We start from the raw sequence: 7,063 nt of genomic DNA on the forward strand, positions 1-7,063 counted from the left end.
ACCCCGACCACCCCCGCCTCCCCGTCATCCTCCGAGCCATACAGCACTGCGGCGTCGACAGCAGACACTTCACCAGGCCCCTGAACTCCCCAACTGTCACCGGGAACGCAGACGTTCACGAACGCACCACCGCCGCGTTCGAGGACTGCCTGGCCATGGCCACCGACGCCGCCACCCGCGCCATCACCGCCGCTGGCCTCCACCCCGACCAGATCGACACGATCGTCACCTCCCACGCCACCGGCTGGGCCGTCCCCAACCTCGACGTCCACCTCATCCACGCCCTCGGCCTCCGCCCGACAACCCGGCGCATCCCCATGACGACCCTCGCCTGCGCCGGCGGCGCCCAGTCCCTCATCCGGGCCGCCGACCAGATCACCGCACGCCCCGACGACGTCGTCCTCGTCGTCGTCACAGAGGCTTTGTCGACGACGTACAACCACGCCGACACCACGGTCCCGTCGATGATCTACAAGGCGCTGTTCGGTGACAGCGCGGCCGCGGCCATCGTCACCGGCCACCAGCTCGAGCCCGGCTTCCGGATCGACGACACCTTCGAGTACTGGCTCCCCGGCAGCCTCGACCGCTACCAGGGCCGCATCGACAAGGCGGGCGTGCACTTCGACTCCGACCGCCGCGCCCCCACCACCGCCGGCCAGGCCATACCCGCCGTCCTCAACTGGCTGGGCGGCGACACTCTCCTCGACTTCGCGGTCATCCACCCCGGGAGCCCCGGCATCATCCACGACGTAGCCACCGCCGTCGGCCTCGACGACGTCGACGCCCACCACTCCTACGCGTCCCTCGCCGACAACGGAAACCTCGGCGGTGCGGCGGTCCTCGACATCCTTGCCCGCACTCACACCACCCCGCCCCACGACGACGCCCAGGGCCTGCTGGTCGCGTTCGGGCCCGGCTTCACCACCGCGGCCCTGCGTGGCACCTGGGCCCTTTGACGGCCCCGAAACGCCGCTCAACCGCCGTACGTGACGAGCAGGATAAAACCGACAGCGAAGATCGCGAACATGAGCAAACAACCGAGCAGTTGCCGGCCTTGCGCTTCCGCCCGCGCGGCCTCGTGCCGGGCAATGCCCCGGGCCACTCCTCGCGCGATCTTCTCCTCGTCGTCCACGCCCTCTTCCCCCACGCCAGTCCGTCACATCCTGCGGCGGCACATTACAGGCCGTGTACCCCACACTGGTTCCCAGCCCGGCGGTGAACTCACCTCGAAGCCGATGCCACCGCCGGGCGACGACCAGCACACATGACCACCTGTCAGGCTCCCATTACCAGCTGGGATCATGGAGGCTCATCAGCCCCGACCAAGCTGGAGACCTCTGTGTCCGTACGCCGCCTCCTCCCGATCGCCGCTGCCGTGCTTGCGGCCGCGCTCACCGCGTGCAATCCCAGCGCCGCGAACGAGTCCGACTCGAAGCCTTCAGCCGACGCGTCCGCCAGTGCCTCCGCCGAGGCCAGCCCTTCTGCGGCCGCAGGCGCTCCGGCCGACGGAAGCGGCCTGTCCCTCACCGCAGCCATCGCGAAGATTCCGGCCGCTGATGAAGTACGCGACGGGTACAAGCGCGACAGCTTCAAGCACTGGACCGACGAAGACAGCGACTCATGCTCGACCCGCAACGAGGTCCTGCTCGCCGAAGCGGTCAAGGCCCCGGAGCAGGGTGCCCGGTGCGCGCTGACTGGAGGTGAGTGGCTGTCGTACTACGACGAGGTCACGGTCACCGCGGCGGGCAAGCTCGACATCGACCACATGGTCCCGCTGGCGGAGGCATGGGACAGCGGCGCCTCGGCATGGGACGCGGACCGGCGCATGCGCTACGCCAACGACCTCGACGCCGAACGCAGCCTCGTCGCGGTCACCGCGAAGACCAACCGGTCCAAAGCCGACAAGGACCCGAGCGAATGGATGCCGCCGGCGAAGTCCGCGCAGTGCACCTACCTCGCCGACTGGACCGCCACGAAGCTCCGGTGGAAGCTCACCGCAGACGACAAGGAACGCGCCGCCCTGGAGAAGCTCGCGGTGGACTGCCCGGACACGGTCGTGAAGTACGAGGCCGCCCCGTGACGTGAGCCTGGGTGCACTGTGGACCGCTGTGCCTCAGGTTGCTCGGCCCCACCAGGGAACCGAGTGCTTTCTCCGAAGTTGAGGGCGACTACGCCTCGTCGGGCTGTTCGTGGGCGTGCTTGAGCGCCATGCGGGCCTCGACGCGGTCGCCGGCGTCGACGGAGTCCCAGAAGGGGTGCGTGGACACGGTGGTGCTGAGCTCCAGCAGACGGGCCCGGAAGCGGCGTACCTCTGTGGCCTGCTCCTCCGTGTACCCGGGACTGTCCGCCTTGCCGGAGCGGTAGTCGCTGTGGAGCTGCTTGTCACCCTCCCAACCGGGCATCGGCTCGACCGACCAGGGGAGGTCCTTGGCGTACTGCTCGTAGGCGGCGCGAGTCTCGAGGAGAGCTACCTGGGCCGCGCGAAGATCGTCGGGAAAGTCATACTTGGGCACCCGCAGATGCTACGTCCGTTCGAATGCCAGGCACGAATGACGCGCCACAGTCGTCGGCGCAGCCCCTGCCATACTGGCCATGGCCCGTCGTGTCACCCCCGTCGCGACGGGCCACCGAACGCACGAAAGCGGCCCACCACCTCTCAGGATGATGGGCCGCTCCGGCGCTACCCCGTGCGTGTGGTTCAGGGCTGCTCCGTGTACGGGCGGAGTACGGAATCCACCCTCTGCACCAGCTGCGCCGCACGCCGCGGGTCGCGTGCCCCTCGTACCGCCCCTGCCAGCCGGGGCACCAGCAGATCCGTACCCAGCACCCACACCGCCCCGCCCGGTACCGGCGCCTCGAACCCGCCGCCGGCCACCGGGGAGCCGTGGACGACAAGGAGCGGCAGCACCAGCACCCCGGGCAAAGCCTTCCCGACCGCCTGCGCGTACCCGGCGACCTTTACGACCTGGTCGTGCCGGTCCTGAGTACCGCAGTGAACCCGCCCACTGGTCAGAGTGGTGAGGCGGCCGCGATGCCAGTTCTTCGTGTCCAGCACCACGACCGCCGTCCCGCACGGCGACACCAGAACCGTGTCGAGGTTGAACCGGCGCCCGCGCAGCCGGAGGTCGTGGCGGATGCGCCATCCGGCGGCCTCGAGCGGAGCCAGTAATCGGGCAGTGGCCTCTTCCCCTGCGGCGCCGTGCGCCCACCGGGCCGCCGCCGCGTCCGCCCGGCGTACCTTCGCTCCCCCGAGACCCAGGAGCGCGAGCAGACGACGCCAGACGCCCTGCCGGGCGCCCGCACGGAGCGCCGCCGCGCGGGCCGCAGCCGAGTTCTGAACAGTCACAGCGAAGCCCCCTCTGCATGGCAGTCACAGGCACACCGGGCGTCACAGAACTTGCACCGCCCCGGCCGCTTCTCCCCCTGCTGCCCTGTCATCGACTGGCAGTACGCATGCTCACCATGCAGGCACCCGGTCGACAGGTACACATGCTCCTGCGGTGCCCCGCTCGTCTCGGCCTTCCTGGGGCGCAGCAGGATTTCCATGCGGGTCAGCAGACCGGCAAGAACCAGGACACCGGCCGCAAGGAACACCCAGAGCACCCGCATGACCCCAGAGTCGCGCTTCCACTCGTACGGGATCAGGGCCACCATCAAAAGGCCGATCGCCCAGAGTCCACCCACCCACGCGCGACGCTTCACGTTCTCCACGGTTCTCCTTCTCGGTTGCTGATGTGGCGTGTCAACCAAGCGGTCATGCTGCCCAGTTGCATGCCCAGTCACTCGGCGCCGTCCAGATCGGTGCCGCCGAGGACGAGACGCAGACGGGCCCTTTGCGGGACCGGGTCCTGGCCGGGCACGGGCCAGTCGTCCGCGATGGAGCCGTACACAGGCGGTTCCCACCGGTCGTTGCCCAGCGCCCACCGGTAGACCCGCACCCAGTCCGAGTCGAAGTAGCACGGCAGCAGCCCGCCCCGGTTCGGCACTGGAGCCGGGGCGCTCTCGTTCTGCTCCCGAACTTGGTCTCGCACCCGGACCAGGTGGCCTCGGTGCCGGACGCAGAACCAATGGTTCTTGTGCCACCCCGTCCCCGGCAGCTTCTCCACGACCTTGTCCTGTGCAGGGGCGCCGCAGATCTTCATCTCGTTCAGGAAGTCGTCATGGGGGTGCGGGCGAACGCGAGGGCCGGCACAGATCTTGTCGAGGCGGTCAGTCCCCCACCGGTATCCGGGCGGCTCGTACCGAGGCACGTCCGCACGCACCAACTCCCGCACCTGCCCCTTGTACGACGACGGGTTCAGGGCCTTGTGGATCGCCTGCCACACCCCGGTCTCCTCGTTTAGCGGGGCCATCGTCACCGCGTACGCAAAAGCGAGGAGCAGCGGGCGAGTCCTGTCGTCGGCTCGATCGTCCTGGTAGATCTGGTGGGCGACCTCGGCGAACTTGGTACCGTCGCCGCCGCCGGTTCGCTTGGGGCGGCGCTTCTTGAGGGGCTGCTGGTGGGCGTGGGCGAGGTGGAGTGCTGCTCCCATGACGTTCTCCTACGTGATGTGACGGTGGGTAGTTACCGGCCCGTGGCCAGGCGAGAATTTCGCTACGCTGCGTCGACTTTCGCGGCCTTCCGGGCGGCTTTCCGGTCCCGCCGGTACGCACGCTCCCCCTCCCAGCACGCCTCGCACGGCTCCTCGCCCCGGTACTGGTGCGCAGCGAACCCGGCATGGTCGCCGTGGCGGCGCGGCTTCCCGTCCAACAGGCCGGCCCGGCAGGCCAGGAGTACGGCGTGCGGGGCGTTCGTTGCCCCGAGCTTCCGTATCGCCCGGTTCACCGTCGGGGTAATGCCCTTCGGGGTCGTGAACAGTTGTCGCGCAATGTCTTCCTGGGTGTGTCCGTTGGCGACGAGCCCGAGGACGCGGAGTTCGTGGGCGGTCAGGGAGACCGCGGGCCCGCCACCGACCGGCGACGGGCCCTGCGCGGGGACGGTCATGCCGTACTCCGAGCAGGCTCAGGGACCACGACGACCGAGTGCTTGCTGTACCGCTTGTCGAATTCTGCTTCCGGCATCCACCAGCACTCACAGCCCCACACCGTGCCGCCACCGTCCAGGTCCAGGCGCGGGTTGAGGTCCATCTGCGTCAGCAGCTCCGTGACCTGCTCGTCAACCGTCATCGCGGCGCGGCGGGCCTCACGTTCGAGACGCAGTCGCCGGTACTCGGCAATGCCACGGTCGGCTTCCTCCTGCGTCTGCTTCCCCTGCTCCACAGACTCGGCGATCCTCCGGACCATGAACGCATCGTCCGCAGCGCGCAGAGCGTCCACGTTCTTGTTCAGGGACTCCTCGACCACGCGGCGCGCCATGTCCAGGGTGCCCTGGGACCAGTTCCCAGAGCCGGGACGGGGGTGGTCTCCGGCGTAGATGCCGCGCCCGAACAGGAACACGGTGTCCTCAGTGGCGTTACGGATAGCCGCAATGCGTGTTCCAGCAGACCAGGCACTCATGTCAGTTCTCCTTGTCGGCGTGCTGGCGGCGGGTGGTGAGGCGGCGGCTGAGCGGGAGCCGGCCGGACGGGGACGACTGCCGGCGCTTCGGCATCAGTGCCGGGGTCGGTGCGGGCACGGCGGGCAGGTCGTGGTGCCACATCTCGACCCACACCCCGCGCGTCCGCCACACGCACACGACACGGCCGGGCCGGTACTCGCACACCGGCCGCAGGTCACCGGCGTTGGCGAGGGCGAGCGGGTAGGCGGACGCGAAGTGGTGCAGCGCCTCCCGGGCCTGCTCCCCGATCACCTGGACGGTGAGGCGCGGCGCTCCGTCCTCCGCCGTGCCGGACCGCCAATCCGGGACCAAGGCGGACGGATACCGGTCCCGAACCGCCAAGTACCAGGACCGGGTGGCGGACTCCTTCGTCTCGATGAGGGCTTCGGCAAGCTTGAGCATGGTCGGTTCTCCTTCAGGTCTGGTCACCACGGGGGTTCGTCGTCGTACGGGAAGGGCGGAAGCAGTGCGCGGCGGGCCGCAAGCCGACGGTCAAGGCGGTCCTGGATCCGCCAGTACCTGGGGCAGTCGTCGCGGTGGCAGGTCGCGCACCGCGGGTCCTCGGGGGCGGCGTATGCATCGGCGTGCACAGCCCGCAGCCGGTCCTGAACATTCACGTGACGGGCGGGACGTGCAGCACGCCGATCCCGCATGCGCTGCTTGATCTGATCCTGAGTGGGCGGGGTCCACGTGTGCCAGCTGGCCGTCGGCTTCCAGCGCTGCATGTGCTCGCGCTCGTCGACACCGCAGTAACGGCAGGAGTTCGGGGAGGCGGTCACTTAGCTGTGCCCTCCATCACCAGCTTGGTCGGATCGGAGAGTTCGAAGAAGTCGGCCATCGTGGTGCCTTTCAGGTGGTGGTCGGGTTGCTGCCGGTGAGGGCGGTGAGGAGCGTGGCGGTGAGGGCGGCGGCCGCGAACGCGACCGTGAGCACGGCCCGGATAGCGGTGGCGGCTTCCTCAACGGCGTCTTCGGCGCGCATGCGGAACCCGAAGGTGCCGACGGCCAGCACGGTGGTGAGGAACGTGATGAGTCCGAGGCCGGCTCGCCACCCGAAGCCGTCCAGGACGTGCGACAGGGCGTAGGCGGCGGCCACACCCAGCAGCGCAAGGACAGGCCCGCGGGCGGTCAACCAGGTGCGGTTGGCGAGCTGCTTCACGCCGCCTCCTTCCGGTCCTTGGCGCGCCACCGTTCGACCGTGCGCTGGTTAACACCGACGATTCGGGCGACCTCACGGGCGGGAACCTCACGCTCGGCCAGGCCGCGGGCGACAAGCACACGCTCCAGCCGGGTCAAGCCCTCGGCCGGGCGACGCTCCCTAACGATCAGCTCAACGTCCTGCATGTCCGCGGTCCCCCACTGGGTGAAGTGCGGGTCGCCCCATTTCCGGATGCGCTGCCGGTGGGTCTGGCAGACCGTGCTGTGGTGGGCGCGGTGCTTGTCGCAGTCGTCGATGCGGCAGGTGGCGGCGTGGTTGGCCATGAGGTTCTCCCGTCAGGTCTCAGAGGGGGCCGCGGCCCAGGAAAGG

At 69.3% G+C, this 7,063-nt stretch carries 12 protein-coding genes; 2 read left to right on the forward strand and 10 right to left on the reverse strand.

The annotated features are described in order from the left end of the window. The coding region (locus EAO76_RS42725) for a PhlD (protein WP_148841598.1) at positions 1-956 on the forward strand (956 nt) is incomplete at its 5' end. A gap of 17 nt (positions 957-973) precedes the next feature. Here the strand turns inward: EAO76_RS42725 and EAO76_RS45155 are convergent. Beyond that, entirely contained in the window at positions 974-1,132 is a 159-nt protein-coding gene (locus EAO76_RS45155; RefSeq protein WP_187439045.1) for a hypothetical protein, read from the reverse strand. Positions 1,133-1,339: 207 nt separating this feature from the next. On the opposite strand from EAO76_RS45155, the gene EAO76_RS42730 reads away from it, so the two are divergent. Beyond that, complete coding sequence (locus EAO76_RS42730; RefSeq protein ID WP_262376243.1) at positions 1,340-2,080, forward strand: HNH endonuclease family protein; 741 nt, start codon at positions 1,340-1,342, stop codon at positions 2,078-2,080. A gap of 88 nt (positions 2,081-2,168) precedes the next feature. On the opposite strand, the gene EAO76_RS42735 is transcribed toward EAO76_RS42730, so the two are convergent. The 9 genes from EAO76_RS42735 to EAO76_RS42780 all read right to left on the reverse strand — a co-directional run bounded on the left by EAO76_RS42735 (position 2,169) and on the right by EAO76_RS42780 (position 7,017). Next, positions 2,169-2,513: a hypothetical protein gene (locus tag EAO76_RS42735; RefSeq protein WP_148841600.1), complete on the reverse strand. Its 345-nt coding sequence runs from the start codon at positions 2,511-2,513 to the stop codon at positions 2,169-2,171. Positions 2,514-2,698: 185 nt separating this feature from the next. Next, a complete protein-coding gene (locus EAO76_RS42740) occupies positions 2,699-3,346 on the reverse strand; it encodes a nuclease-related domain-containing protein (protein ID WP_187439046.1) in 648 nt (215 codons plus the stop codon). Then, positions 3,343-3,711, reverse strand: a complete 369-nt coding sequence (locus EAO76_RS42745; protein ID WP_148841602.1) for a hypothetical protein — start codon at positions 3,709-3,711, stop codon at positions 3,343-3,345. Before EAO76_RS42745 ends, EAO76_RS42740 begins: the two co-directional genes overlap by 4 nt. Before the next feature lie 68 nt (positions 3,712-3,779). Then, positions 3,780-4,532: a hypothetical protein gene (locus tag EAO76_RS42750; RefSeq protein WP_148841603.1), complete on the reverse strand. Its 753-nt coding sequence runs from the start codon at positions 4,530-4,532 to the stop codon at positions 3,780-3,782. 62 nt (positions 4,533-4,594) lie between these two features. Then, on the reverse strand, positions 4,595-4,984 hold the full coding sequence (locus EAO76_RS42755; protein WP_148841604.1) for a helix-turn-helix transcriptional regulator: 390 nt from the start codon (positions 4,982-4,984) through the stop codon (positions 4,595-4,597). Beyond that, on the reverse strand, positions 4,981-5,496 hold the full coding sequence (locus EAO76_RS42760) for a hypothetical protein (protein WP_148841605.1): 516 nt from the start codon (positions 5,494-5,496) through the stop codon (positions 4,981-4,983). Before EAO76_RS42760 ends, EAO76_RS42755 begins: the two co-directional genes overlap by 4 nt. A 1-nt stretch (position 5,497) precedes the next feature. Then, a complete protein-coding gene (locus tag EAO76_RS42765) occupies positions 5,498-5,938 on the reverse strand; it encodes a hypothetical protein (RefSeq protein ID WP_148841606.1) in 441 nt (146 codons plus the stop codon). Positions 5,939-6,385: 447 nt separating this feature from the next. After that, positions 6,386-6,694 (reverse strand): hypothetical protein, encoded by a 309-nt coding sequence (locus tag EAO76_RS42775; RefSeq protein WP_148841608.1) that lies wholly within the window; start codon positions 6,692-6,694, stop codon positions 6,386-6,388. Then, a complete protein-coding gene (locus EAO76_RS42780; RefSeq protein ID WP_148841609.1) occupies positions 6,691-7,017 on the reverse strand; it encodes a hypothetical protein in 327 nt (108 codons plus the stop codon). The genes EAO76_RS42775 and EAO76_RS42780 overlap by 4 nt, the downstream gene beginning before the upstream one ends. Positions 7,018-7,063: the final 46 nt, after the last annotated feature.

The sequence above is a fragment of the Streptomyces sp. sk2.1 genome, from assembly GCF_008120935.1.
Lineage (GTDB): Bacteria > Actinomycetota > Actinomycetes > Streptomycetales > Streptomycetaceae > Streptomyces.